Genomic DNA, 25360 nt, shown 5'->3' on the forward strand with positions numbered 1-25360 from the left:
CTGTGCTCCTTGAACCTAGTTGGCCTTGATGTTGGCGCGCTTGACCACGGCGCCCCATTTGTCGATTTCGCTGTCGATCTTCTTGCTGAAGGTCTGCGGGGTATTCGGCGGCTGCGGCGCGTAGAAGCCAGCCTGCTTGTAGGACGCCTGCACTGCCGGGCTGGCCAGCGCCTTGTTCAAGGCCTCGTTCAAGCGCTTGACGACGGCGTCGGGCGTACCGGCGGGCGCCACCAGGCCGAACCAGGATTCCACGTCGAAGCCGGGCAGGCCGGATTCGGCCAGCGTGGGCACATCGGGGGTGGCATCCAACCGCTTGGGCGACGTGACGCCCAGCGCGCGCAGCTTGCCGGCCTGCACATGCGGCAGCGATGACGGCAGGTTGTCGAACATGGAATCCACTTGTCCGCCCAGCAGATCGGCCACGGCCGGGCCGCTGCCGCGATACGGCACGTGCAGGATGTCGGTGCCGGTTTCCATCTTGAAGAGCTCGCACGACAGGTGGATGGACGAGCCGCTGCCGGACGATGCGCAGGTCAGCTTGCCGGGGTGGGCCTTGGCGTAGGCGATGTATTCCTGCACCGTCTTGATGGGCACCTTGGGGTTGACCACCAGAATGTTGGGAATGGTGGCGACCAGGCCGACCGGCTTGAAGTCTTTGATGAAGTCGTAGTTGAGCTGGCTGTACAGCGAGCGGTTGATGGTGTTGGCGATGGAGCCCATGTACAGCGTGTAGCCGTCGGCCGTGGCGCGCGACACGATTTCCGCGCCGATATTGCTGTTGGCGCCCGTCTTGTTTTCGACGACGACGCTTTGCCCAAGCTCTTCCGTCAGCGACTTGGCCATCAAGCGCGCGACGATGTCGGTGGCCCCGCCGGCGGCGTAACCCACCACGATGGTGACGGGCCTGTCGGGATAGGGCGCGGCCGCAAGCGAAGCGCCATTGATGGCAAGCGTGCCGCTCAGGGCGGCCGCGATGGCGGCCAGCCTCCTGGTGATTGTCTTCATTGTTGTCTCCGTCCTGTTTGTCTAGTATTTGGACAGATCTTTGTCTGCCCGTTTTCATATTGGGCTCAGTCGAGGGCGTCATCAACGCAGCGTGTCCAAAATATGAACAAACGTGAATCGGAAGAGACTGGCCCGCGCATCCTGCGCCGTGGGCTGCGGGTGTTGGGGGTGTTGCGGCAGGCGGGGGCCGGGGGCATGCACGTGGCCGATATCGCGCGCGCGGCGGGAATGCAGCGGTCCACCGTCTACCGCTATCTGGATGTGCTGATGGAAGAGGGCTACGCCCTGCGCGAGCCAAATGCGCCGCGCTGGCGCTTGGCGGAGCTGGGGGTGATGCTGGCGGACGACCCCCACGCGCAGGCGGTGCGGCGGCTGCGGCCGATACTGCGCCAGATCAGCGATGTAACGGGCGACTCGGCCTTCCTGATCTGCCGCGCGGCCAATGATTCGCTGTGCCTGCACCGCGAGGTGGGCAACTACGCCGTGCAGGTGCTGGCGGTTACGGTGGGCCACCGTCAGCCCTTGGGCGTGGGGGCGGCGGGGCTGGCGCTATTGGCCGCCTTGCCGCCGGGCGAAGCCGATGATGTGGTGACGCAAAACGCGCAAGCCTTGAGCGCCTATGGCGGCATGACCGCCGCGCACATGCGGCGCCTGGTGGAGAACACGCGGGGGCGAGGCTGGTCGGTGGTGGGCAACGCCGCCGTGCCCGGGGTGCTGGGCGTCGGCGTGGCGCTGTGCGATGCAAGCGGCTATCCGCGTCTGGCGGTCAGCGTGTCCAGCGTGATCGACCGCATGCAGGCCACGCGCCAGCGCAGCATTGCCGAGCTCATCCGCACGCACCTGGCGCAGGACGAAGCCGGGCTGTAGCGCGGCGCGCGGGCGTATCAGGCGGCCGCTGCTGACGGGGGCGCGCGATACGTTTTCTGATAGTGCACCGTGAACGTCTTGAAGGCGTCCAGCGCCTTGTGCGGGTCGTGGCCGGGCTTGACCAGGAAGCTGTTGAAGCCCACGCGCGCCTGGTAGTGGATGGTGTCGATCATGACGTCACCCACCGCGCGCAGTTCGCCTGCCCATTGGTACTGCGTGCGCAGCAACTGCGCCAGCGAATAACCGCGGCCGTCCGTGTAGTTGGGAAAGTCCACGGCGATGAAGGCGATGCCGGCCGGGTTCAGGGTGCCGTCGGCGTCAAGCAGGTCATGCAGGTCGGCGTCGGGTTCGAGCAGCACGGCCACGGGATGTTCGTGGCGGCGCAAGGTGGCGCGCGAGGTCTTCCAGATGGATAGCGGCACGACCCAGCCGGGTTCGTCCGTGGGCACCTGGCCTTCAGCGGCCACTTCGGGTTCGGGCACGAACGGGCGCGACGTATCGGCTTGCAGGCGGCCGTCAAGAATCAGGTGCGGGCCGGGGGCGTCGTGGGCGTAGAGGTCAGACATGGGCGGGCTCGGCGCTTTGTGCGGGTTTGGCGAAGGCGGGATCGGCGTAGACGTCCTGCTTGAAGGGGTCGATGCCAACGCGGTCCACCACGTCGATGAAGCGCTCGGTTTCGCTGTCGCGCAGGCCCAGGTAGGTGCGGATCAGGCGGTCCACCACGCCGGGCACCTGGTCGCGCGCGAACGAGGGGCCGATGATGCGGCCCACGGCGGCGCCGCCGCCACGGGTGGATTCCAGGTCGGGCAGGGGCTTGGCGGCGCCGTTTTGGCGGCCACCCAGCGTGACCTGATACCACTCTTCGCCGGCCTTATCGACCCCCAGGATGCCGATGTGCCCCACGTGGTGGTGGCCACAGGAGTTGATGCAGCCCGAGATGTTCAGGTCCAGTTCGCCGATTTCGAACAGGTAGTCCAGGTCGTCGAATTGGCGTTGGATGGCTTCGGCCACGGGGATGGATACCGCGTTGGCCAGCGCGCAGAAATCGCCGCCCGGACAGGCGATGATGTTGGTCAACAAGCCGACGTTGGGTGTGGCCAGGTTCAGCGCTTCCAGCTTCTGCCAAAGCTCGTGCAGACGGGCGCGGCGCACGTCGGCCAGAATCAGGTTCTGTTCGTGCGAGACGCGCAGTTCACCGTATCCGTAGGCGTCGGCCAGGTCGGCCACGGCGTCCATCTGGTCTGCGGTGATGTCGCCGGGCGGCACGCCGGTGGGCTTGAGCGAAACGGTGACGGCGGCGTATCCCGCGACCTTGTGCGCGTGCACGTTGGTGCGCAGCCAGCGTGCAAAGCGCTTGTCGCCGGCGGCCAGGGCGTCGGTGTTGTCGGTGTCTTGCGCGGCGGCGGCATCGTACTGCGGCCATACGAAGCGGGCCTTGATGCCGTCAACGAATTCCTGGGTGATGGTGTCGGGGCCGCCCTTGATGAGCTGCCACTGTTCATCGACCTGCTGGGCATAGACTTCGGGCGTCAGGTCCTTGACCAGGATCTTGATGCGCGCCTTGTACTTGTTGTCGCGGCGGCCATGCAGGTTGTAGACGCGCAGCGCGGCTTGCAGATAGGTCAGCAGATGCTGCCATTCCACGAAGGGGTTGATCAGCTTGCCGACGATGGGCGTGCGGCCCATGCCGCCGCCGACCCACACGCGAAAGCCTAGCGTGCCATCGCGTTCAACGGCTTGCAGGCCGATATCGTGCACGCCCACGGCCGCGCGGTCTTGCACGGCGCCGCTGACGGCGATTTTGAATTTGCGCGGCAGGAAAGCGAATTCGGGGTGCAGCGTGGACCACTGGCGAATGATCTCGCACCAGACGAGCGGGTCAACGAGTTCATCGGGCGCGACGCCGGCGAAGTGGTCGGTGGTGGTGTTGCGGATGCAGTTGCCGCTGGTCTGGATGGCGTGCATCTGGACGGTGGCGAGTTCCGCCAGGATGTCCGGCACGTCTTCCAACTTGGGCCAGTTGAACTGGATGTTCTGGCGGGTGCTGAAGTGGCCGTAGCCGCGATCCCACTTGCGCGCGATGTGCGCCAGCGTGCGCAGTTGGCGCGACGCCAGCATGCCGTACGGAATAGCCACGCGCAGCATGGGCGCGTGGCGCTGGATGTACAGGCCGTTCTGCAAGCGCAGAACGCGGAATTCATCTTCGGTAAGCTGGCCGTCGAGGAAGCGGCGCGTCTGATCGGCAAACTGCGCCACTCGCTGCTCGACAAGCTGCTGGTCGACGGGGTCATACACGTACATGTCTACTGCCCTTGTGGTCTTCTCGGTCTGAGCCCTTCCGCGCCCGGCGCGGGGCGGCGGAAAAGGGGATTCATAACCGTAACAGGCAGCAGATATCAGCGTCTAAGTCATTCTCGTAATAAGAAAATAAGGCGGCGGTCCGCCTTGGGGCGGCGGGATTTGATCACCGCCGCGATGGCGATCGGCCCCACCCCAACCACAGGTCCCCAAAAGGCACGTAGGATGGGTGAAGCGCGGCAGGACCCAGGCAAGAACCCCAACACCGACCGCGCGCAACCCATCAAACGTCGGTGACCACCCGGCAATTTTTGCCACGGCGCAATCACCGTCCGATGGGTTGCGCGCGTTTGGCATTCGCATTCTTCTGCCGTCCATCCTCGCGCTTCACCCATCCTACGATGCGGTGATCGGCTCGCCCCAACCACAGGTCCCCAAAAGGCACGTAGGATGGGTGAAGCGCGGCAGGACCGAGGCAAGAACCCCAACACCGACCGCGCGCAACCCATCAAACGCCGGTGACCACCCGGCAATTTTTGCCACGGCGCAATCACCGTCCGATGGGTTGCGCGCGTTTGGCATTCGCATTCTTCTGCCGTCCATCCTCGCGCTTCACCCATCCTACGATCAGCGTTCGGCCTCTCCGGCCGCCGCGCCGATCCCCCGCACGATGTGGTCCAGCAGTTCTCTTGCGGCGGGGGAAATGTGGCGGCCGGCGCGGCTCAGGACGTGCAGGCTGCCCTGGTTCAAAATCGGGTTGGCCAGGGGCAGGCTGGCCAGGCGCTGGGCGCGCATGTCGGCGGTGACGGCGATGGGGGGTGTTAGCGCGTACCCGATGCCCGCCGCCGCGAACTGCCACAGCGCCTTGAAGGACGACGTCGTCAGCACGTTACGCAGCCGCACCTGTTCGCTGATTTCGGCGGCCTGTATGTGTTGCCGGACCCCAAAGCCTTCCTGCATCGACGCGCCGGGATAATCGGCCAGGTCTGTCAACAGCAGCGGCCGGCCCAGCCGGGTCAGCGGATGGTCTTGCTGCACGATGGCGCGGATGGGTTCGGGGCGCGAATAGTGCGTGCGCAGGCGCGCGTCGTTGGGCGGCTGGAAGACCAGCCCGATGTAAGCACGGTCGTCCACGATGCGCTGCACGATTTCCGACGTGCGCGCCACGTCGATGTCCAACGTCACCTCGGGGTGGCTGCGCCAATAGCCGGGCAGCACGCGGTCGAACATCAGTTCGACGAAACCCTCGCCCAGCACCAGGTCGATATGGCCGCGTTCGGCGTTGCGCAGGCTGTCGATCTCGGAAAAGAAGCTTTCCTGAATGTTCTGCTGGCGCTTCACGTAGCGCGCCAGGATGTGGCCGGCGTCGGTGGGCACGACCCCCCGCCCGCGGCGTTCGAACAGCGCCATGCCGCAGTCGCGCTCCAGCGCGGCGATGGCGCGGCTGACGGCGGAGGGGTCCATGTCCAGCACTTCGGCGGCGCCGCGCACGGAGCCCCGGCTCATGACCTGCATGAAATAGTGGGTGCGGCGGGCGTCTAGTTTTTCATCCATGGCGGGCTCTTGAAGGCAGGCGGCGGGCGGGGTGGTGCGGCGGCAGATCCACAGTGGCGGATCAGGGTTTACCCGAACCTTTTGGGATGTCGTGCAAAATTTTCCCAGGAAAAGGCCGTGCGTTGCATTTTACGCAACGCTTATACCCGCGCGATGTCATGGTTGCCGATCGGACCCCCAGGCGAAAATCGCGCCTGCTGTTCGCGCACGCAGTTGGGTGTCCGGATCGCTGGTTCGCCGGTCGCCGGTCGCGGGTCGTAGGTCGCGGGTCGTAGGTCTCAGGTCGCCGGATAGCCAGACGCCGGACCGCCGAATGGCCTGATCGGCTGATCGCCGGATTGCCAGCCGCCGGCCAGCGGCCACCAAACCTGCGGATTGCCGACCGGCGGACCGCCGACCGCCGGACCGCCGGATCGCCGAACCAACGAAAACATACTCACGTTCATCAGGGGAAATTGATGTCTTATGCCAGCGCCAGTCTGGCCGCGCCTTCCATGTCGCTATCCGCCCGCGTTCGAATGCTTGCCGCCATTTTGTTGGTGGTGGTCATTTCCGAAGCGATCGGCAGCGTCACGTTTTCGGTGGGCCCGGGCAAGATCGTTCTGCAACCGATGCTTTGGGCCATTTTCATTGGCGCCATCGTGGCGGCTTTTGGTCAGCGACTGCCCATGGGCAGCGCCATCGACAAGGCCATGCAGACCCGCATCAGCGGCTATCTGCAATACGCCTTGCTGCCGTTCCTGGCCAAGCTGGGCCTGATGGTGGGCGGTGCGCTGCCGCAAGTGCGCGAAGCCGGCTGGGCGCTGGTGTTCCAGGAATTCGGCCACTTCTTCGGCACCATGGCCATCGGCCTGCCGTTGGCACTATTGCTGGGCATCAAGCGTGAAGCCATCGGCGCCACCTTCTCGGTGGGCCGCGAGCCCAGCCTGGCCATCATCGGCGAGCGCTACGGCATGAACTCACCGGAAGGCCGTGGCGTGATGGCCGAGTACATCACGGGCACGGTGATCGGCGCGCTGTTCGTGGCCCTGATGGCCGGCTTCATCACCAGCCTGAACATTTTTGATCCGCGATCGCTGGCCATGGGCGCCGGCGTGGGCTCGGGCAGCATGATGGCCGCCGGCGTGGGTGCGATCGCTTCCCAGCAGACGCCCGAAATGGCGCATCAGGTGGCCGCGCTGGCCGCTGCCGCCAACTTGCTGACGACGGTGGTGGGCGTGTACTTCACGCTGTTCATTTCGCTGCCGACCACCATCTTCCTGTACGGCAAGCTGGAACCCGTGCTGGGCCGCTTCTCGCGCGGCAAGTCCGATGACGCCGTGGTCGACAGCAGCGTGTCGGAAGACGTGCCGGCGCATAACTCCAAATTGGGCTTTGGCGACCGCCTGACCGCCTATGTCATCTGCGGCCTGTTCGCGCTGGTGGGTAACCGCCTGGGCTACAACGTGCCGTTCATGGACGCGCTGCCGGGCATGGGCATCATCATCCTGCTGGTCGTGCTGACCGACCTGATCCTGCGTGTGGTGCCCAAGCTGCCGGCCGTGTTCGTGCTGTCGCTGATCGCCATGACCGCGGGCTGCCCGGGCGTGCTGCCGTATTCGGACCAGATCATCGCGCTGGTCGGCAAGGTGAACTTCCTGCCGTTCACGACCGTCATCCTGGCCATGGCCGGGCTGTCGATCCTGAAGGACCTGCCCGCCTTCCGCAAGCTGGGCTGGAAGATCGTGGTGGTGTCCCTGGCCGCCAACGCAGGCACCTTCCTGGGCGCCACGATGATCGCGGAATTCTTCCACTGATCGAACCGCGCTGAATGTGGAAAGGCCGCCTGACGGATGTTCAGGCGGCCTTTTTTACATGGTGGGTCGTGGGCTGACGGCCGTGCTGCGCTCAGGAAATGGCGGCTGAAAACCCGGGACGGTAGCGCGCGTTGTCGGTAGCATTTTCGGTGGCGCCGATGTTGGCCACCGCCGGCACTGCCACCGATGCGGCCTTCATGGCCACGGCGGTTTGCAGTTCCTGCACCTGCGGGTTGGCCATGGCCACGCGATACGCCTGCAAGGGCATCAGGCCTTCAATGGTGCCCAGGTCGTTCGCGTTGCCGGCGCGCTGGGCCACCGGGTCGGGTTGGGCGGCGTAAGCGTCAAGGGCGCGGCGCAGGCGCGTGTCCGCGTATTGATCGCGAAAGACATCCAGGTTGGGCAGCGCGTCGGCCGCCGCAAGGGTGGCCGCGTCGGCGCGGGCGTGGACGGTTTGTGACGGAGATTCGGTGGCGCTGGGCGCTTTGGCGGAATCAGCCGTTTCAGCCGCTTCACGTACGCGGGCAACGCGCTGGGCTTCCCACGCCGCTTGCGCCTGCGCGCTGCGCTGGGCCTCGCGCGCGGCTACGGTCTGGGCCAGACGCTCGGCTTCCCAACTGGGGCGGGTGTCGTCTACCCGCGCGATGTGCGCCGCGTAGGGCGCCGCAACGCGGGCAATGGGCGAGATCGCAGTGATGTTCATCCTTGCTCCCTGTGCGAGTCGACAAGAACCAGAGGTTTGGTTCTGCCGGGGGCTGACAAGTTCAATATTTGGCGTCAGAACTTCCTGCGTCAAAATTTACCGCGCTGCGGGCGCGGCGTCGTGTCAGCCCGTCGCACTAGGCGTCAAGGCGTAACCGTGTCAGGCCGGGGGCAGGGTTGCCTGCATGGACGGGCGTGCGTTGAAGGTCTTGAACCACGCGGCAACGCCGGGGTGGGTGCTGCGCCAGTCGTAGCTGGCGTAGCGGAAGTCCAGGTAGCCCAGGGCGCAGCCGATGGTGATGGTGCCGATATCCACACGGCCTTCCAGGCTGGCCACGTTCTTTTCCAGTTGCGCCAGCGCATCGTGCGCCTTGCTCATCTGGCCGTCGACCCAGTCGGACCAGCGCAAGGCTTCGGGGCGCAGGGCGGTTTCATAGCGGGCCAGCAGCGCCGCGTCCATGACGCCATCGCCCAGGGCCTGATCAGCCAGCGCCTGCCAGCGCGCGCGGCCGTTCGCGGGGAACAGCGCACCGCCGCCCAGGTCGTTCAGGTATTCGCAGATGACGCGGCTGTCGTACAGCACCTGGCCGTCGTCCGTGATCAAGGTGGGCACCTTGCCCAGCGGGTTGCTGGGAATGATGCTCTTGTCGCGGGCGACGGGGCCGGCGGCGCTGGGCAGGTTTTCGATGCGTTCTGTCAGCGCCAGTTCGTGGGCAATGACCATGCATTTGCGCACGAAGGGTGAAGCCGGCGAGAAAAACAATTTCATAGCGGTCCTTGTCGGTTGCGTAACGTCTTTGAAGAAAGCGAAAAGCAGCCGCAAGCGTACCGGATATGCGCCTTATTCGGTGATGCCGGTTTCCAGGCAGGGGTTGAATTCACCCGTTGCCGGATCGCGCAGGAACAGCACGCCGGTGGCCACGCCGAAGTAGGTGCCGTGCAATTCCAGTTCGCCCTTTTCCACGCGGCGGCGGATGGACGGGAACGTCATCAGGTTGTTCAGGCTGTGTTCGACAACGGCCAGTTCCAGGCGCTTGAGCTTGGTCTGGCGGTCGCCGGAGCCGGGGCCCAGACGCTCGGCCATCGGTTCGATCTGCGACATCCACTTGCCGATGAAGTCGCCCTTGGACAGGGGCTTGGCGTCGTCGAAGAACGAGCGGATGCCGCCGCAAGAGGCGTGGCCCAGCACGACGATGTGCTTCACGTTCAGGCCGTTGACCGCGAACTCGATGGCGGCGCTGGTGCCGTGGTAGGACGATTCGGAATCCGGCTCACAGGGCGGAACCAGGTTGGCGACGTTGCGCACCACGAACATCTCGCCCGGGCCGGCGTCAAAGATCACTTCAGGCGACACGCGGGAATCGCAGCAGCCAATAAGCAGGATTTCCGGGCTTTGGCCCAGTTCGGCAAGTTTTTGATAGCGGCTGCTTTCCGAGTGGAAACGGCCGTCCAGGAACGATTGATAGCCTTCGGTGAGTCTTTTGGGGAACATGGTGTCACTTCCTAGTATCTAGGCCAGGCTTGCTGGCACGCCGACAGACGCAATAAGGGGCTTCGTTTGGAAGCCCCTGTTATCGAGTCGGCAAGCGGAATTTTCCCATATTTGCCCCTACAACCGCCTGTCTAAACCCTGCTTTGATAAGGGTTTTTTGCCTCGTTGGCCTACTGCGCCCGGACGTCCAGCACGGTGACTTTCGTGAATTGCAGCGGCGTAACCGCCTTCACCAGCCGGATCTGCCCCGCGGGAATCGGCCCGATCACGTCATCATTGACCCGGCCCACTTCGCGGCCTTGCGCGTCGTACAGCACATAAGTCAGCACCGCGCTGGAGATGGGGCGACCCGACAGGTTGGCCAGCGACCCGGTGATGGTGGACATGTTGATGTTGGTGTCGCGTACCGATTGCACATTGCCCAGCGTGACGCCGTAAGTCAGGTTTTGCGCGCTGGCGGCGCCGGACATCCCGGCCAGCAAAGCAAGGGAAGCAAGGGCGAGTTTCATGGCGGTCTCCAGGTGTGCCGGCGTAGGGGCGCTTAGCTGTCCGCGCCGCCGTTTGCGCCATCCGCTTATTGGGGCGGACAGGGCTATCTCACACCTTTCCGCCACCGTGCACAACGGGTCAAAAGGATGAATCGGTAACAGGTTGCGTGGGTTGTTCCCATATTCGTCGCTTAATGACAAGGATGCGTCGGAATGTCTCTAGATTGAGATTTTTCGGCTTGTCTTTTCCTAACTTTCCGATGCTTGCGGCGCGTGGCGGTTTGTTCGATGATGGCCGGGTCGGCAACCGGCCGGCAGCCCGGTCTGATGCGTGTATTCACGCAGGCGGGCGCTAAACGCAAGGGAGAAAACTCATGCTTTCCCGTACCACTCGGATGGCCTCGGCCATGGTGTTGTCCGCATGTTTTTTTGGGGCCTACGCCCAAACCCCCGCCACCCCCGCCAAGACCCCCACGCCGCAGCAGCAGCGCATGACGGAATGCAATAAGTCAGCCACGGGCAAGACGGGCGACGACCGCAAGGCCTACATGAGCAGTTGCCTGAAAGGCGAGACGCCATCGTCCGAGAAGGCGCTGACGCCGCAGCAGCAGAAAATGAAAGACTGCAACGCCAAGGCGGGCGATCAAAAATTGACAGGCGACGCCCGCAAGACGTTCATGAGTACCTGCCTGAAGGGATGATCGGGGTGGGGAAAAGCCGTCCATAGGCGCGTCATGGCATTCGCCGCGCCACGCGGTCGGTCATGGGCACGTCATGGCGTTCGTTGCGTCATGACGTCGGTCATGGGCACGCGATGGTATTCGTCGCGCCACGCCGTCGGTCATGGGCACGTAGGATGGGTGCAGCGCGGGAAGGTGTTCGCAAGGAACACAATGGAAATCGCGCGAAACCCATCAAACGGCGGTGGATAAATGGCCAATTCAGCCACAACGCTGCCGCTGCTTGATGGGTTTCGCGCGATACGCACCGGGGTTCTTGCCATCGATCTGGCGCGCTCCACCCATCCTACAATTTACGACCCGTAGGATGGGTGCAGCGCGCGCCGGCATCCGCCAATACCGCAACGCCCACCGCGCGAAACCCATCATGCAGCGGTGACATCACGACCCATCCAGCCAACCCCGCCACCATCCATCAACCCGTAGGATGGGTGCAGCGCGCGCTGGCATCCGCAAGGAACACAATGGAAACCGCGCGAAACCCATCAAACAGTCGCGATCGGGGTCACCGGTGAGCCGATCGCGTGCGGCAAACGCAGCGGTGGGGCGGTCAACATGAAATGATGCCGGCCATTCGCCTCTAGAAACTCCGCCAGGTCTTTCAAATACCAAAGCTCCGCCAGCGGCAATCCCAGCTTGAACAGACAATGGTGATGCAGCGGCAGCATGGCGCGTGGGCCGGTCTTTTCCCTTGCGGGGTAAGCCTCGACCGCGTAGTTGTCCGCACAGATCGCGGCGATGCCGCTGTCCGTGATCCATTGCAGCAAGGCCGTATCCGTACCATCCAGCGCCGCGCCGTAGGTATGCAGCACTTCCGGATCCGGCGTGCCGTTCATCGCCACGACGGCTTCGGCGTAGCCGGTGCGCAGCACCAGCATGTCGCCGCGTTCCACCGTGATGCCATCCGTGTTCAACACATGCATCAACTCGGCATGGCCGATCAGCGTGCGGCCCGGGCCGTAGTGGCGGAACAGGTCCACCAGCACGCCGCGCCCCTGCATGCCTTTCTGCGCCAGATTCTCCACCCCCAACTTCAACGCCGCGGACGGGCCGCCGCTGTTGCAGCCGCAGCCGGTGTGGTCGCCATCGGCCGGGCCGACCACGTCCACACCCGCCTGGAAACCGTTGTAGTAGCGCAGCTCGGGCTTGCCATCTCCATCGGCATCAAACAGTGCGCCCACGTGCGCCAGCGCATCCCACTGCGTGGAATACTGCATCGACAGCAGCACCTGGTCATCGCTCAATACATCCACCGCGTCCGGGTTGACGTTACGCAACGGAAAGTTCAGGTACGGCGTATCCGCAAGCTTGGTCGGGCTCAGTTGCGGCGGATGGCGGCGCGGGTTCAGCACGTTGCCGCCCGGCAAATCCAGGGGCAAGGACAAGCAGAACGTCTTGCCCGCGCGGATTTCCCGCGCGCCCTTCAGCACTTGCTCTTCGGTGATCAGGTTCAGGCGGCCGAGTTGGTCGTCGGGTCCGAAGTCGCCCCAGTTGGAGCCTTCGGGCCGATGTTTCCAGCGCTGCATGCGGTTACTCCGTCAGGAAGTCGACGACCGCGCGGGTGAAGGCTTCCGGTTGCTCCCAGTTTGAAATATGGGACGTATTCAATTCAACATAGCGCGCGCCGGGGATGGCGGCGGCCAGTTCCTGGCCCTGCGCGGGCGTGGCGGCCAGGTCGCGCGTGCTGCTGATGACCAGCGTGGGGGCGGTGATGGCGGACACTTGCTGGCGGTAGTCGGCGTCGCGCAGCGCGGCGCAGTTGGCCGAATAGCCGGCGTCCGGCGTGCGGCGCAGCATGTCGATCAGCACTTGCGTCAGGCCCGGTTCGGCGGCGCGGTAGTCGTCGGTCAACCAGCGTTCCACGAGCGTGGGCGCCATCTTTTCCAACGTTTGATCGGCCACGGCGGCGATGCGCGTGCTCCAGCCTTCCACCGACCCGATGCGCGCCGCGGTGTTGCACAGCACCAGCTTGCCGACCAGTTCCGGGTGCGCCAGCGCCAGCGCGATGCCGGTGGGGCCGCCCATCGACAGGCCGCAGAAATGCGCGCGCTTGATGTTCAGATGCGCCAGCAGTTCGGCGACGTCGCCGGCCAATTGCGCAAAGGTGTATTCGCCATCGGGAATCGACGACTTGCCGTGGCCGCGTGTGTCGTAGCGCAGCACACGAAAATGCTTGGTCAGTTCGGGAATCTGGCGCGCCCACATGTCGGAGCAGGTGCCCAACGAATTGGAAAACACGAGCACCGGCGCGTCGGCGGGGCCATCAATGACGTAGAACAGCCGGGCTTGGCTGAGATCGGCGTAAGCCATGTGGGAAGTCCTCGGATGAAACCGCGGCCGCGCAAGGGCGGCCGCTTGGGGATTACAGGTGGCAGGTGCCGTCGACGTAGGCTTTGCGCCAGCGCGTGATGGTCACGCGGTCGAACAGATTGGCTTGCGAGAACGGATCGGCGTCGATGAACTGTTGCGCGGCTTCGCGCGTGTCCAGGTCCACGATGTACAAACCGCCGCCCGCGTCCTTGCCGTCGTCTTGCAGCTTGGCGCCGCAGGCCAGCAGCAACTGCTTGTTGGCGTCCAGGTATTCCAGATGCGCCGCGCGATGCTGCTGGCGTACTTCCTGGTGGTTGGGCTTGTCGAAGGTTTCGATGATGTAGGGCATGGAATGCTCCGGTCAGATCGCCGAGGGGTGGCGCGCCAGCGCCGTGACGTTGATGTCCATGTACGGAAACAGCGGCAGCGACGACAGCAGCGTGTGCAGTTCGTCATTGCTTTCGACATCGAAAATGCTGACGTTGGCGTAGCGGCCCACCACGCGCCACAGCTCTTTCCACTTGCCGTCGCGTTGCAGTTGTTGGGCCAGCGCCTTTTCGTCCGCCTTCAGTTTGTTGGCTTGCTCGGCCGGCATGTCGACGGGCAGGTTGACTTGCATTTGAACCATGAACAGCATGATGAGGGCTCCTGATTAGCGGGAAAATTTCAGCGGCAGGCCGGTCAGGGCCAGCAGATCGTCAGCGGTGACGTCGCCGAAGATATCGGTGACGGTCACGCCGTCGGCGCGGATGTCGAACACGGCAACGTCGGTGTACACGCGCGATACGCAGCGCACGCCCGTCAGCGGATACGTGCAGGCTTCGACCAGCTTGCTCTGGCCTTCGCGCGTTTGCAGTTCCATCATCACGAAGACGTCTTTGGCGCCGATGGCCAGGTCCATCGCGCCGCCCACGGCGGGGATGGCGTCGGGCGCGCCGGTGTGCCAGTTGGCCAGGTCGCCGTGTTGCGACACCTGGAAGGCGCCCAGCACGCAGATGTCCAGATGGCCGCCGCGCATCATCGCAAACGAGTCGGCGTGATGGAAGAACGAGCAGCCCGGCAGTTCGGTCACGGGCTGCTTGCCGGCGTTGATCAGGTCGTAGTCTTCTTCGCCCTTGGCGGGCGCGGGACCCATGCCCAGCATGCCGTTTTCGGTATGCAGGATGACTTCGCGGTCAGCAGGCAGGTGGTTGGCCACCAGCGTGGGCAAGCCGATGCCCAGGTTGACGTAGGCGCCTTCGGGAATGTCCTGCGCGACGCGGGCGGCGATCTGGTCGCGGGTCAGTTTGGTGCTCATTTCTGCTCCTTGGCGGCCGGGGCGGCGTCGATCTGGACGACGCGCTGCACGAAGATGCCGGGGGTGACGACGGTTTCGGGATCCAGCGTGCCCAGTTCAACCACTTCGCGCACCTGCGCCACGGCCACGCGCGCGGCGCTGGCCATGATGGGGCCGAAGTTGCGGGCGGTCTTGCGGTAGACCAGGTTGCCCCAGCGGTCGCCGCGTTCGGCCTTGATCAGCGCGTAGTCGGCGTGCAGCGGATATTCCAGCACGTAGTGGCGGCCATTGATTTCGCGCACTTCCTTGCCATCGGCCAGCGGGGTGCCGTAGCCGGTGGGCGAGAAGAACGCGCCGATGCCGGCGCCGGCGGCGCGGATGCGCTCGGCCAGGTTGCCTTGCGGCACCAGTTCCAGCTCCAGCTTGCCGCTGCGGTACAGCCCGTCGAAAATCTGCGAGTCCGCCTGGCGCGGGAACGAGCAAATGATCTTGCGGACGCGGTTCGCGCCCAGCAGGGCGGCAAGGCCCGTGGTGCCGTTGCCGGCGTTGTTGTTGATGATGACCAGGTCTTTCGCGCCCTGTTCGAGCAGGGCGTCGATCAATTCCATGGGCTGGCCGGCAGTGCCGAAGCCGCCGATCATGACGGTGGCGCCGTCGGGTACGTCCGCCAGGGCGGCCGCCGCGCTTGAAACAAGCTTAGAGATCATGATGTTCGCTCATAGGTGGCGTGTCATAATTTGTTCTTCATTAGAACTTTCGTTCTGCTGAAGAACATCGTTTCATGGGGACCGCACAGCGTCAAGGCAAGCCGACGCATGACGTTCCTCCATCGTTTGGCGTTGCCCGCAACGGCAACGAACGGCTCGCCAGCGGCGAGCTTTTTACTCTTGGGACCAACCGGATGGCCGAGCTCGACCCCCAACAACCCAGTGACAGCTACGTGCAATCTTTCGCGCGCGGCCTGTCGGTGATCCGGGCGTTCGGCCCCGGCCGCTCGCAGATGACGCTGTCCGAAGTGGCCGCCGTTACCGGGCTGACCCGTGCCGGCGCGCGCCGCATCCTGCTGACCTTGGAACACCTGGGCTACGTCACCGTCACCGACCGCAAGTTCGAGCTGACGCCGCGCATCCTGGAACTGGGCTACGCCTACCTGTCCGGCACGCCGCTGTGGAACCTGGCGTTGCCGTACATGGAAGAAGTGGCCGAGCAGACGCGCGAATCGTGTTCGGTGTCGGTGCTGGAAGGTGCCGACATCGTCTACATCCTGCGCCTGTCCACGCACAAGGTGATGACCATCAACCTGGCCGTGGGCAGCCGCTTGCCGGCGTGGGTGACGTCGATGGGCCGCGTATTGCTGGCCGGCCTGCCGGAAGCCGAACTGGATCGGGTGCTGGCCATGAGCCAGATCCAGTCCTACACCCCGCAAACGGTTACCGACATCGCCGAACTCAAGCGCCTGCTGGCCGGCGTGCACGCCGATGGCTACGCCTGCGTGGCGCAGGAACTGGAACCCGGCTTGCAATCGGTGGCCGTGCCCATTGTTGACCGCAGTGGTCGTGTGATTGCCGCGATGAACGTCAGCGGCCAGTCCAACCGCTTTTCGCGCGAAGCCATGCTGGACGCCTTCCTGCCGCCCTTGCGCCGCGCCGCCGACCAGATCAACCACGCGCTGCTGCGCCGCTAGTTGCGGCGGGCAGGCGCGAAGGTCAAGGTGGGCGGCCATGGCGCGCGCGCTCAGATGGGGGCGACGCCCAGCGTCGTGCCGCCACACACATACAGCATCTGGCCCGTCACGAAACCGTTATCCGGCGACAGGAAGAACATGGCGGCGCGCGCCACGTCTTCTGGCGTGCCCAGGCGCTTGACGACGATGCTGTTGATGATGCGTTCGGTTTGCGGAGCGCCCGCCGGATTGCTCTTGGTGAAGAGGTCGGTGGCGATGGGGCCCGGGCCGATGGCGTTGACGGTGATGCCGTCGCCGCCCAGCTCCATGGCCAGCGTGCGCGTCAGGCCCACCAGCCCGGCCTTGGTGGCCGAATAGACCACGCGATCCGGCTTGCCTAAAGCGGCGCGCGACGACATGTTCACGATGCGGCCAAAGCCCGCTTCGCGCATGGCCGGCAGCGCGGCCTGCACCAGGATCAGCGCGGTGCGCAGATGCAGGTTCACCACATAGTCCAGATCCGCCAGGGTGGCCGTGTCGGCCGTGCCCGGGCGGGTGGCGCCGGCGTTGTTCACCAGGCCCACGATGTTGTAGGCGCTGGTGACTTCGGCGGCGACTTCCTTCGTGCGCGCTTCATCGGTCAGATCAGCCTGATACGAGACCAGCCCGGCCGGCGGATTCTCGGGCAGGCGGTAGTCAATGTTGACCACTTTATGGCCCGCATCCAGCAGCATGCGGATGATGGCGGCGCCAATGCCGGCGCTGCCGCCGGTGACGAGATACGCAGTCGGTTTGCTCATATCGGTTTCCAGTCTGTTTGAGGTAAGCGCGGTGGATCAGTGCGTGGCGTAGCCCCAGGCCAGCACGGCGGTGATGTGGATCACGCCCACCCACAGCATCATGATGACGGTGTAGCCCATCACGTCGCGCAGCTTCAGCTTCGACAAAGCCAGCGCCGGCAGGATCCAGAAGGGTTGCACCAGGTCGTTCCAGGCATTGCCCAGCATGACGGCCATGGTCGTCTGGTTCAGGGCGCTGCCGATTTCCTTGGCCGCGTCGATCATGAACGGACCCTGGATCACCCAGTGGCCGCCGGCGGAAGGCGCGAAGAAGTTGATGAAGAACGAGCTGATCAGGCCCCAGAACGGCAGCGTGGCCGGCGTGGCGAAGTCAACGAACACTTGCGAGATCGACGTCACCAGGCCGGACGCGGCCATGATGGCCATGATGCCGGCGTAGAACGGGTATTGCAGGATGATGCCCGAGATCGTCTTGATGCCTTCGGTCAGCTTGGCCACGTAGGCGGCCGGCGTACCCAGCAGGATGATGCCCAGGAACAGGATGATGAAGTTGATCAGGTTCAGGTCCAGCGAGCCGCCGTCCATGAAGTGGAACGTGACGTAGGCAATGCCCAGCGCGCCGATCAGCAGGCTCAGGATGCGGCTGTTGTTCAGCTTCGAGGCGATGGTGCCTTTTTCCAGCATGTCTTCGCCGGCGTTGGAAGCGTTGGCGTCGCGGTCGATGCCCGGGTCCACTTCAACAATCTTCTCGCCCTTCTTCGGGTGCAGCCAGGCGTTCAGCAGCGGCAGCGTGATGATGATGACCAGGCTGGTGATCAGCATGGGCACCGAGAAAATGGTTTCCGACAGCGGGATGGTGCCCATCTGCTTGGCGGTGGGGTGGCCGGGGGTGGCGACCAGCACGGGGATACTGGCGGACAGGCCCAGGCCGTACATCGTGAAGCCGCTATAGGCCGCCGCGATGATCAGCGGGTAGTGCACGCCCTTGACCTTCAACGCCAGCTTCTTGGCGACGATGCCGCCAATGACCAGACCAAAGCCCCAGTTCAGGTAGCTGCCCACGCCGCCGACCAGGGTCGCGACGATGATGGCGGTGTGCGGCTTGTGCACGTGGCTGACGATGCGGTTCAGCAGGCGGTCGGTCAGCGGCGCGGTGGCCAGCACGTAGCCCATGGCCAGAATCACAGCCATCTGGGTCGTGAAGGCCAGCAGGCTCCAGAAGCCCTTGCCCCAGGCGCGGGTGACGTCGCCGATGCTCTGGCCTTCGATGCCCATGGCCAGCAGCACGGTCAGCAGGGTGAGTGCAATCGCGAAAACAAAAGGATCCGGCAGATACTTGCGCATCAGCTCGGTAAAGAATGAAGCCAGTTTATTCATGGTGCCTCCAACAACTCCGTAGGCGGTTCTCTAGTGTCTGGTTCGACCGGGCATCGGCGGGCGATGCGCGGGGGATACCGACGATTGGTTTTCTTTGTGTGGTGGGGCTCGTGGCCCGATGGCGCGGTGGGCGTGGCCCCCGCGCCTTATCTGTCTTGAATTCGATTGCGGCGTCGGAACAAAGCGCCGTCAGGTGTCGCCGGCCTTGCTGTTCAGCCAGGCCGCCAGTTCGCCCAGCGCGGCGCTTTTCTCGCGCAGCACGCGCTCTCGGCGCTCGGGGCTCCAGGTGTAGAAGCCCTGGCCGCTCTTGGCGCCGATCTGGCCGCTGTCGACCTTGCTTTTCAGCAGGTCGGACGGCTCGGTGCGGTTTTCCAGGTCTTTGTACAGGTAGCTGGCAATCGCGTAGTGCACGTCGATGCCGTTCATGTCGCGCTGTTCCAGCGGGCCCGACAGGGCCAGGCGGATGCCCAGGCTCCACTTGACCACTTCGTCGATGTCTTCCGCGCTGGCCACGCCCTTTTCCAAGAGCGAAATGGCTTCGCGGGCCAGGGCGTGCTGGATGCGGTTGGCGATGAAGCCGGGGATGTCCTGGCGCACCAGCACCGGCCGCTTGCCGGCAAAGCGCAAGGTCGCCATGACTTGGGAGACGGTGGCTTCCGAGGTGTCGTCGTTGCGCACCACTTCCACCAGCGGAATGACGTCGGCCGGCGTGAAGAAGTGGGTGCCCACGAAGCGGTCGCGGCGCGCCACGGCGCTGGCGATCGCGTTGATGGACAGGCCTGACGTGTTGGTGGCGAACAGCGTGTACGGGGCGCACAGCGCGTCAAGCTTGGCGAAGATGCCGCGCTTGAGTTCCAGATTTTCGGGAACGGCCTCGATCACCAGTTCGCAGTTCGCGGCGGCTTCCAGCCCGGGTTCCATGCGGATGCGCTGGAGCGCTTCCTGAACCTGGGTGGGCGCATAGACGTTCAACTGGCGGTCGATGACGGCGCGGGCGCGGTCCAGCGCACCTTCCATCGGGTCGATCAGGACGATGTTCAGTCCCTTCGATGCGAACAAGGCGGCAATGCCGCTGCCCATGGCGCCTGCGCCGATGACGGCCAGATTTTTAAGGGGAGTATCCATGACGGCTCGCTTGATGCTTGCAGGCGAACGGGGCGGGCGGGCACGCGGGGGAATCAGGGGGGATCTCTGTCTCTTCCGAGGTGCCTTTCCGTGCCGTTCGGCCAGAAAAATCATTGTGTTCTAACTACGAACATTTGTGCGTAGTTAGAATTTCTGTCAGGAATAGTACTAAAAGTCGCCAGGGGTGGACAAACCGGCATCCGCGGGTGTTCGGCAGGTGGACGCTGTCCGCCTAGCCGGAATTGCGCAGCCCCGCGGCGATGCCGTTGATCGTTAAGTGAATCGCGCGCTGCACCCGCTTGTCGACATCCGCCTCGGGATGCTTCTGCGCCGCGCGGTGGCGTCGGATCAGGTCGATCTGCAAATAATTCAAGGGATCGATATACGCAAAGCGTTCGCGCAAGGAATCTTGCAGGGCCGGGTTGTCGGCCAGCAGTTCGCGCTGGGTCAGCAGCTTCAGCATGGCCAGCGTGCGGCCGTGTTCGGCGCTGATCATGCCGAACACGCGCTCGCGCAGCGCGCGCTGCGGCACCAGTTGCGCGTAGCGCGCGGCGATGGCCAGGTCGGACTTGGCCAGCACCATTTCCATGTTGGACAACAGCGTGCGAAACGCCGGCCACTCGCGCGCCATCTCGCGCAGTTGCGCCAGGCGGGCGCGGCGCGAGCGGGGGGCGTCGGGGGCGCCCGTTTCCAGATAGGCCTCGATGGCCGAACCCATGCCGTACCAGCCGGTCAGCATCAAGCGGCATTGCGCCCACGAAAAGCCCCAGGGAATGGCGCGCAGGTCTTCAATGCGTTGGCCCTTCTTGCGGGAAGCCGGGCGCGAACCGATGTTCAGCCCGGCGATTTCGCTGATGGGGGTGGCGGCGAAGAAGTATTCGGCAAAGCGCGGCGTGTCGTAGACCAGGCCACGGTAGGTGCGCTGTGCGGTTTCCGACATGAACGACATCGCCGGGCCGTGCTGCGCCATGTGCGCGTCTTCGGCGCTGGTGGCTTCGGCGCGCGGCGCCAGGCTGGATTCCAGCGTGGCCGCCACCAGCAGTTCCAGGTGCCAGCGGCCCACCTCGGCGTCCTTGTACTTGCTTTGGATGACTTCGCCTTGCTCGGTCAGGCGGATCTGGCCGGCCACCGTGCCCGGGGGCTGCGCCAGGATGGCGTCAAAGCTTGAACCGCCGCCGCGTCCCACCGAGCCGCCGCGTCCGTGGAACAGGCGCAGGCGCACGTTGCGCGCCGAAAACACATCCACCAGCGCGCGTTCGGCCTGGTACAGCGACCAGTTCGACGTGAGGAAACCGCCGTCCTTATTGCTGTCGGAATAGCCCAGCATGACTTCCTGCGCGCCGTTCTGCGCCTGCTTCACGCGCTGGCGCACCTCGGGCAGGTCCAGCCAGGCGGCCATGATGTCGGCGCCGCGCTGCAAGTCGGGGATGGTTTCGAACAGAGGCACCACCATCAGGCCGTCTTCGGGCGCGATGTCCTGGCCGGCCGGCGCGATCAGGCCGGCTTCCTTTTGCAGCACCATCACTTCCAGCAGGTCGCTCAAGGTTTCGGTATGCGACACGATGGTCTGGCGCACTGCCTGCTTGCCATAGCGCGCGCGGCCGGCGGCGGCGGCGCGCAATACGGCCAGTTCGCGCGTGGTGTCTTCGCTGTAAGCGATCCAGGGCGAGGCCAGCGGGCGGGCCTGGGCCAGTTCGGCGCGCAAGAGCGCCACGCGCTGGTCTTCGTCAAGCGACAGGTAGTCCAGCGGCTTGCCGTCGTGCTGGACGCCGGCGCGTTCGAACAATTCGGCCAAGGCGTTTTCATGCACGTCTGAGCTTTGGCGCAGGTCGACGGTGGCCAGGTGAAAACCGAACACCTCAATGGCCTGTTGCAAGCCGGACAGCCGCAGCTTGGCCAGCGGCGAACCATGGTGCGCGGCCAGCGACGCGGCGATGATGGCCAGGTCGGTCGACAGTTCTTGCGGCGCTTGGTAGGCGGGCGCCGCCACGGTGCTGCGGCGCGCCAGGTTCTGCCCGGTCAGCGCCTGGGCGGTGGCGGCCAGGCGGGCGTACACACCGACCAGCGCGCGGCGGTAGGGCTCGTCGCGGCGGTGCGGGGAATCGTCGCCGCTGTTGTCGGCCAGCGCCAGCAATTCCGGGTCGGCCGAAATCAGCATGGTGGTGATCGACAGTTCCGCGCCCAGCGCGTGCACCTCTTGCAGATAGTGCTCGAACAGCACGGTGGCCTGGCGCAGCAGCGCGCGCTCCAGCGTGCTGGCATCCACATTGGGATTGCCGTCGCGGTCGCCGCCGATCCAGCTACCCATGCGCAGGAACGGTTCCAGCGGAGGGGGCGGGGCGGCAAACGGCTTGGCCGTCTCGCGGTTCAAGAGCTTGGACAAATCCGCGTACAGGCGCGGGATGACTTGCAGAAAGGTGCTGCGGTAGTACGACAGCGCGTTTTCGATCTCGTCGGCCACCGTCAGGCGCGTGTAGCGCAGCATGCGGGTCTGCCACAAGGTGGCCACGCGGCCAAGCAGCGCGGCATCCAGTTCGGCCAGCTCTTCCGGCGTCAGCGGGTTGCCGCGCTGGGTCAGCGCGGCGGCAATTTCGCGGTGCACGTCCAGCGTGCTCTTGCGCTGCACTTCGGTGGGGTGCGCGGTCAGCACCGGCACTACGCTGGCATCCGCCAGCAGCCGGCGGATGCGGGCCACGCCCACGCCTTGCTTGCCCAGCGTCTGCACGGCATCGCGCAGGCTGCCGCGCGGGGCGGTGTCGCCGGCCAGCGCGCGGGCGCGCTGATTGCGGTTCTGGTCGCGGTCTTCGGCAATGTTGGCCAGGTGCAGGAAATAGCTGAAGGCGCGCGCCACCGAATTCGGGTCGTTGCCTTGCAAGCGCTTGACGCGCTGCTCCAGCAGCTTGCTGTCCGCCTCATTGCCTTCGCGGCGAAACTTCACTGCCGTGCGGCGCAGCGTTTCGATGGTGTCAAAGACACGTTTGCCTTCGCATTCCTCAATGACGGCGCCTAAAAAACGGCCTAGCAGCCGGATATCGTGGCGCAGGGGTTCTGCGGAGTCGGACTGCGGGCGAATGGCTTTCATCGGGCGGTGGATCCGTCGGGCTGAAGAAGGGAAGGAAAAAGGAAAGGCGTGGGCGTTGCGGCAAAACCAGGAAAATCGAACCGATTGATTTTACGCAGCGTTCCTTACGGGGCGCGCGTTTGTCTCGGTTAAAGTCCGTGATGTCCCTTCGTCTTTCTAGAAGCCCCCTTTATGCAAAATCATCAACGTCGCGCGCTCGTGCTGTTCTCGGGCGGCCAGGATTCCACCACTTGCCTGGCGTGGGCGCTGGACCGCTATGCCCATGTGGAAACGGTGGCATTCGACTACGGCCAACGCCATCACATCGAACTGTCGGCCCGGCTGAACGTGCTGCGTGAAATCCGCACCAATTTCCCCGACTGGGCGCCGCGCCTGGGTGAAGACCATCTGCTGGACCTGAAGGTGCTGGGTCAGGTGGGCGACACCGCGATGACTAGCGACCGCGCCATCGAAATGCAGGCCAACGGGCTGCCCAATACCTTCGTGCCCGGGCGCAACCTGCTGTTCCTGACGCTGGCGGCGGCGCTGGGGTATCGACGCCAACTGGATGTGCTGGTGGGCGGCATGTGTGAAACGGATTTTTCCGGCTACCCCGATTGCCGCGACGACACCATCAAGGCGCAACAGGTGGCGCTGGGGCTGGGGCTGGGCTCGCGCATCACCATCGAAACGCCGCTGATGTGGATCGACAAGTCCGAAACCTGGGCATTGGCGCATCAATTGGGCGGCGACGCCTTGGTGGACATCGTCGTTGAAGACAGCCACACCTGCTATCTGGGCGAGCGCGGCGCACGGCACGACTGGGGGTATGGCTGCGGCGAGTGCCCGGCGTGCAAGCTCAGGAAAATTGGCTGGGAAAAGTGGATGGTGGCTTCCGCCGCCGAAGGCTGATTTTTTTCGGCGGCGCCGGTGTCAAGAACGGCTGCACGTTTGGCAATGGCCGCGAATCCTACGCGGCCATTGCCGTCACCCTGCCGATAAACCGCTTTCGCAATACCCAAGCCGCCGAGGCAATCACGGCCGCCAACACGACGGACATCGCCATGGCGGCGCGCGCGCCCTGCGTCTGGATCACAAACGCATACGCCACGGGCGCCGCGGCCGTCAGCAAGAAGCTGGGCACCAGCAGCGCGCCGACCAGCGAGCCGTAGCTGCGGAAATCAAACAAAGCCAGCGGCAGCGTGCCGCGCGTGATCGTCAACAGGCCGTTGCACGCGCCGTAGAAAAACGCATAGGCGGCGGTGGCATACAGGTTGCCGTTCGAGAACCAGCCCAGCACGAAGCAAAATGGCATCAGCGCGGTGACGGCCCAGTTCAGCGTCAACGGATGCAGCCGCGCGCCTACGGCCACATCCGCCATGCGCGCGGCGAATTGGCCGATGCCCCACAGCGCGGCCACGCCGGCCGCCGCCGCGCTGGCCAGGCCCACGCCGGTCAGCAAAGTGATCAGATGCGCGGCGGTGCCGGCCGCCAGGAAGTTGGTCACCATGGCGATCACGGCGTAAAGCGTGCCGGCCAGACGGCGTTCGGCCAGGCTGCGGGTCAGGCCGGGGGCGTTGCTGTCGGTGGCCGTGGCGGGCGCGGCGTAGCGTTGGCGGGGCAGCGCCAGGTAGAGCGGCAGGGTGGCCAGGGCCAGCGCGGCATAGACCAGCACCGCGCCGCGCCAACCCAGCCAGGCGGCCAGTGCGTGACCCGCCGGCCACATCGCCGTGGATGACAAGCCCCCGAACAGCGTGATCTGCGACATCGCTCGCCGCGCCGTGGGACCGCCCGCCCGCGCCAACGCGGCAAAGGCGGCGTCGTACAGGCTTAGCCGCATGCCGATGCCCAGCAGCAGCCAGGCCAGGTAGTACCAGACGACGGTGTGCGCGGCGGCCAGCAGCACGCAACCGGCAGCGGCCACCACGGCACCCATCGGCATCACCACATGCCCGCCCCAGCGGTCCACCGCGCTGCCCGCCAACGGCGACACCAGCGCCATCGTCACGATGGCAGCGGAAAGTCCGCCATAGATGAGGGGGGCATCCCAGCCCAGGTCGGCCGTCATGGCCGGGCCGAACGCGCCGATCAGATAGAACGTCACGCCCCAGTTCACCAACTGGGTCAGGCCCAGGCAGACGACGGCGCGCGGCCCGATCACGGGCGTTGCGGCGGCGTGCTGTCGCCTTCGCCCAGGCTGCGTTGCATCAGCACGGTGTCGCGCCATTCCCCATGCTTATGGCCCACCGAGCGCAGCGTGCCCACCGGATGAAAGCCCTGGCTGGCGTGCAGCGCCAGCGACGCGGCGTTGCGGCTGTCGCCCACCACCGCCAGCATCTGACGCCAACCCGCGGCGGTGCAGCGCGTGATCAGTTCGGCCAGCAGCTTGCCGCCGATGCCCAAGCCGGCTCGGCCGGCCTTGACGTAGACCGAGTCTTCGACGGTGTGCCGGTACGCGGGGCGCGGACGGTAGGGGGTGACGTAGGCGTAGCCGACGACCTCGCCGTTGATCTCGGCCACCAGATGCGGCATGTCTTTTTCCAGCACGCCCGCGCGGCGCTGCCGCATTTCGGCGATGGAAGGCGGCTCCAGCTCGAACGAGGCGGTGCCGTGTTCGACATGGTGGGCGTAGATGGTCTTGATGGCGGGCAGGTCTGCTTCCGCGCTGTCGCGGATCAGGACGGTGGGGGTGGTGGGGGGCATAACGGGGCCGGCAGGTAGAAGGGAAAAAATCCAGCCGCCAGTGTGGTCCGAAATAAATCATAAATAAAGCTTTGGAAGATTATGATTTGCATAAGCAAAACTT

25 protein-coding genes are annotated in these 25360 nt (G+C 65.0%); 5 read left to right on the plus strand and 20 right to left on the minus strand.

The annotated features are described in order from the left end of the window. Positions 1 to 15: 15 nt before the first annotated feature. Positions 16 to 1005 carry a Bug family tripartite tricarboxylate transporter substrate binding protein gene (locus tag CVS48_RS09125; RefSeq protein ID WP_100854161.1) on the minus strand — a complete coding sequence of 330 codons (990 nt, stop codon included), beginning with the start codon at positions 1003 to 1005 and terminating at the stop codon, positions 16 to 18. A 102-nt stretch (positions 1006 to 1107) separates the two neighbouring features. Here CVS48_RS09125 and CVS48_RS09130 point away from each other — a divergent pair, with 102 nt between their 5' ends. Next, positions 1108 to 1872 carry an IclR family transcriptional regulator gene (locus CVS48_RS09130; protein WP_100854162.1) on the plus strand — a complete coding sequence of 255 codons (765 nt, stop codon included), beginning with the start codon at positions 1108 to 1110 and terminating at the stop codon, positions 1870 to 1872. Between the two features lie 17 nt (positions 1873 to 1889). Here CVS48_RS09130 and CVS48_RS09135 read toward each other — a convergent pair whose 3' ends face one another. The 3 genes from CVS48_RS09135 to CVS48_RS09145 form a co-directional block, all read right to left on the minus strand. Then, positions 1890 to 2438 carry a DUF934 domain-containing protein gene (locus CVS48_RS09135; RefSeq protein WP_100854163.1) on the minus strand — a complete coding sequence of 183 codons (549 nt, stop codon included), beginning with the start codon at positions 2436 to 2438 and terminating at the stop codon, positions 1890 to 1892. Next, complete coding sequence (locus CVS48_RS09140; protein WP_100854164.1) at positions 2431 to 4173, minus strand: nitrite/sulfite reductase; 1743 nt, start codon at positions 4171 to 4173, stop codon at positions 2431 to 2433. Before CVS48_RS09140 ends, CVS48_RS09135 begins: the two co-directional genes overlap by 8 nt. A gap of 624 nt (positions 4174 to 4797) precedes the next feature. Then, a complete protein-coding gene (locus CVS48_RS09145; protein WP_100854165.1) occupies positions 4798 to 5724 on the minus strand; it encodes a LysR family transcriptional regulator in 927 nt (308 codons plus the stop codon). A 458-nt stretch (positions 5725 to 6182) separates the two neighbouring features. Between CVS48_RS09145 and CVS48_RS09150 the strand changes: the two genes are divergently transcribed. Next, the gene (locus CVS48_RS09150) at positions 6183 to 7520 is read left to right on the plus strand and encodes a DUF3100 domain-containing protein (RefSeq protein ID WP_100854166.1); all 1338 of its coding nucleotides are present in this window, start codon (positions 6183 to 6185) and stop codon (positions 7518 to 7520) included. 91 nt (positions 7521 to 7611) lie between these two features. Here CVS48_RS09150 and CVS48_RS09155 read toward each other — a convergent pair whose 3' ends face one another. The 4 genes from CVS48_RS09155 to CVS48_RS09170 all read right to left on the minus strand — a co-directional run bounded on the left by CVS48_RS09155 (position 7612) and on the right by CVS48_RS09170 (position 10223). Continuing rightward, positions 7612 to 8223 carry a hypothetical protein gene (locus tag CVS48_RS09155; RefSeq protein ID WP_100854167.1) on the minus strand — a complete coding sequence of 204 codons (612 nt, stop codon included), beginning with the start codon at positions 8221 to 8223 and terminating at the stop codon, positions 7612 to 7614. A 159-nt stretch (positions 8224 to 8382) separates the two neighbouring features. Then, positions 8383 to 8991, minus strand: coding sequence for a glutathione S-transferase (locus CVS48_RS09160; protein ID WP_100854168.1), 609 nt, complete (start codon positions 8989 to 8991; stop codon positions 8383 to 8385). Between the two features lie 72 nt (positions 8992 to 9063). After that, positions 9064 to 9714 carry a carbonic anhydrase gene (locus CVS48_RS09165; RefSeq protein ID WP_100854169.1) on the minus strand — a complete coding sequence of 217 codons (651 nt, stop codon included), beginning with the start codon at positions 9712 to 9714 and terminating at the stop codon, positions 9064 to 9066. A gap of 170 nt (positions 9715 to 9884) precedes the next feature. Beyond that, positions 9885 to 10223, minus strand: coding sequence for an FxLYD domain-containing protein (locus CVS48_RS09170; protein ID WP_100854170.1), 339 nt, complete (start codon positions 10221 to 10223; stop codon positions 9885 to 9887). A gap of 353 nt (positions 10224 to 10576) precedes the next feature. Here CVS48_RS09170 and CVS48_RS09175 point away from each other — a divergent pair, with 353 nt between their 5' ends. After that, a complete protein-coding gene (locus CVS48_RS09175; RefSeq protein ID WP_100854171.1) occupies positions 10577 to 10903 on the plus strand; it encodes a PsiF family protein in 327 nt (108 codons plus the stop codon). A gap of 524 nt (positions 10904 to 11427) precedes the next feature. On the opposite strand, the gene CVS48_RS09180 is transcribed toward CVS48_RS09175, so the two are convergent. From CVS48_RS09180 to CVS48_RS09205, 6 genes are read right to left on the minus strand one after another with little or no spacing between them, the layout of a single operon-like run. Then, positions 11428 to 12468, minus strand: a complete 1041-nt coding sequence (locus CVS48_RS09180) for a cyclase family protein (RefSeq protein ID WP_100854172.1) — start codon at positions 12466 to 12468, stop codon at positions 11428 to 11430. Positions 12469 to 12472: 4 nt separating this feature from the next. Continuing rightward, positions 12473 to 13252, minus strand: a complete 780-nt coding sequence (gene pcaD, locus CVS48_RS09185) for a 3-oxoadipate enol-lactonase (protein WP_100854173.1) — start codon at positions 13250 to 13252, stop codon at positions 12473 to 12475. Positions 13253 to 13304: 52 nt separating this feature from the next. Beyond that, positions 13305 to 13601, minus strand: a complete 297-nt coding sequence (locus CVS48_RS09190) for a YciI family protein (protein WP_006216052.1) — start codon at positions 13599 to 13601, stop codon at positions 13305 to 13307. A 12-nt stretch (positions 13602 to 13613) separates the two neighbouring features. After that, positions 13614 to 13889: a muconolactone Delta-isomerase gene (catC, locus tag CVS48_RS09195; protein ID WP_050450213.1), complete on the minus strand. Its 276-nt coding sequence runs from the start codon at positions 13887 to 13889 to the stop codon at positions 13614 to 13616. A 15-nt stretch (positions 13890 to 13904) separates the two neighbouring features. Continuing rightward, the gene (locus CVS48_RS09200) at positions 13905 to 14549 is read right to left on the minus strand and encodes a 3-oxoacid CoA-transferase subunit B (protein WP_100854174.1); all 645 of its coding nucleotides are present in this window, start codon (positions 14547 to 14549) and stop codon (positions 13905 to 13907) included. Then, positions 14546 to 15235 carry a 3-oxoacid CoA-transferase subunit A gene (locus tag CVS48_RS09205; RefSeq protein WP_100854175.1) on the minus strand — a complete coding sequence of 230 codons (690 nt, stop codon included), beginning with the start codon at positions 15233 to 15235 and terminating at the stop codon, positions 14546 to 14548. The genes CVS48_RS09200 and CVS48_RS09205 overlap by 4 nt, the downstream gene beginning before the upstream one ends. Before the next feature lie 194 nt (positions 15236 to 15429). Between CVS48_RS09205 and CVS48_RS09210 the strand changes: the two genes are divergently transcribed. Then, positions 15430 to 16212, plus strand: coding sequence for an IclR family transcriptional regulator (locus CVS48_RS09210; protein WP_100854176.1), 783 nt, complete (start codon positions 15430 to 15432; stop codon positions 16210 to 16212). A gap of 50 nt (positions 16213 to 16262) precedes the next feature. Here the strand turns inward: CVS48_RS09210 and CVS48_RS09215 are convergent, their stop codons facing one another. From CVS48_RS09215 to ppc, 4 genes are all read right to left on the minus strand, one after another. Beyond that, entirely contained in the window at positions 16263 to 16991 is a 729-nt protein-coding gene (locus tag CVS48_RS09215; protein WP_100854177.1) for an SDR family NAD(P)-dependent oxidoreductase, read from the minus strand. 36 nt (positions 16992 to 17027) lie between these two features. Then, a complete protein-coding gene (locus CVS48_RS09220; RefSeq protein WP_100854178.1) occupies positions 17028 to 18368 on the minus strand; it encodes a short-chain fatty acid transporter in 1341 nt (446 codons plus the stop codon). Positions 18369 to 18557: 189 nt separating this feature from the next. Beyond that, positions 18558 to 19493 carry a 3-hydroxyacyl-CoA dehydrogenase family protein gene (locus CVS48_RS09225; protein ID WP_100854179.1) on the minus strand — a complete coding sequence of 312 codons (936 nt, stop codon included), beginning with the start codon at positions 19491 to 19493 and terminating at the stop codon, positions 18558 to 18560. A 232-nt stretch (positions 19494 to 19725) separates the two neighbouring features. Then, on the minus strand, positions 19726 to 22575 hold the full coding sequence (gene ppc / locus CVS48_RS09230; RefSeq protein ID WP_100854180.1) for a phosphoenolpyruvate carboxylase: 2850 nt from the start codon (positions 22573 to 22575) through the stop codon (positions 19726 to 19728). Between the two features lie 171 nt (positions 22576 to 22746). Here ppc and queC point away from each other — a divergent pair, with 171 nt between their 5' ends. Then, positions 22747 to 23466, plus strand: coding sequence for a 7-cyano-7-deazaguanine synthase QueC (queC, locus tag CVS48_RS09235; RefSeq protein WP_100854181.1), 720 nt, complete (start codon positions 22747 to 22749; stop codon positions 23464 to 23466). Between the two features lie 58 nt (positions 23467 to 23524). Here the strand turns inward: queC and CVS48_RS09240 are convergent, their stop codons facing one another. Then, positions 23525 to 24715, minus strand: coding sequence for an MFS transporter (locus tag CVS48_RS09240; RefSeq protein WP_100854182.1), 1191 nt, complete (start codon positions 24713 to 24715; stop codon positions 23525 to 23527). Further along, on the minus strand, positions 24712 to 25257 hold the full coding sequence (locus CVS48_RS09245; RefSeq protein ID WP_100854183.1) for a GNAT family N-acetyltransferase: 546 nt from the start codon (positions 25255 to 25257) through the stop codon (positions 24712 to 24714). The genes CVS48_RS09240 and CVS48_RS09245 overlap by 4 nt, the downstream gene beginning before the upstream one ends. Positions 25258 to 25360: the final 103 nt, after the last annotated feature.

The sequence above is a fragment of the Achromobacter spanius genome, from assembly GCF_002812705.1.
Taxonomy (GTDB): Bacteria; Pseudomonadota; Gammaproteobacteria; order Burkholderiales; family Burkholderiaceae_B; genus Achromobacter; species Achromobacter spanius.